This window comes from Candidatus Nitrosotalea sp. FS, assembly GCF_011319475.1.
GTDB lineage: Archaea > Thermoproteota > Nitrososphaeria > Nitrososphaerales > Nitrosopumilaceae > Nitrosotalea.
The window spans coordinates 1-758 of sequence record NZ_RCMC01000132.1 but is presented as its reverse complement, the minus strand read 5'-3'; the positions used below and the strand labels follow the sequence as shown (position 1 = coordinate 758).

Here is a 758-nt window from a genome sequence, read left to right as displayed (position 1 = left end):
GCGCAGCAGCTCCAGCCCGTCCATCCCCGGCATGTTGATGTCGCTGAGGATCACGATCAGCTGCGGCTCGATCTCGCCCTCCAGCCGGTCCAGCGCCTCCTCGCCCGACGCCGCGAAATGCAGCACATAGGTGCCCTGACGCGCCTCCCGCCGGAAACGCTGGCGAAACAGGTCGGCCACGTCCGGCTCGTCGTCCACCACCAAGATGCTCACGCTCACGCCACTCTCCCCGTCATGCCCGCCGGCTCGCCAGCCCTGCCCCGCGGCAGGCGGATCGTGAACTCGGTAAAACCGCCCTCCTCGCTCGCCACCGCGATCGTCCCGCCATGCTGCTGCGTCACGATGTCGTACGAAATCGACAGCCCCAGACCCGTCCCCTCGCCCGTCGGCTTGGTGGTGAAAAACGGTTGAAACAGCTTGTCGCGGATCTGCGGCGCGATCCCGGTGCCGTTGTCGCGCACCCGAACCTCGACCGCGCCGTCCGCCTCGCGCGTCGCCACCCGCAATACGGGGCGAAACCCAGAACCGTTCTCCCTTTGGCCGTTCTCCCTTTGGCCGTTCTCCCTCTGCGCCCGCTTGTTCGCCGCGTAGAACCCGTTGCCGAACAGGTTCAAAAACACCCGCGTGATGTCCTGCGGCACCAGCTCGATCGGTTCGAGGCCGGCCGCCAGGTCGCGCTCCAGCGTGATGTTGAACCCCGGGTCCTGCGCCCGCGCCCCGTGATAGGCCAGGTTCAAGCTCTCCTCCACCAGCGCGTT

At 67.4% G+C, this 758-nt stretch carries 2 protein-coding genes; both read right to left on the bottom strand.

What is annotated here, in order from left to right; translation table 11 throughout:
• The coding region (locus tag DYY66_RS04740) for a response regulator (protein ID WP_166286654.1) at positions 1-219 on the bottom strand (219 nt) is incomplete at its 3' end.
• Positions 216-758, bottom strand: a 543-nt coding sequence (locus DYY66_RS04735; RefSeq protein ID WP_255496100.1) for a sensor histidine kinase, incomplete at its 5' end; no start/stop codon positions are given. The genes DYY66_RS04740 and DYY66_RS04735, both read right to left, overlap by 4 nt.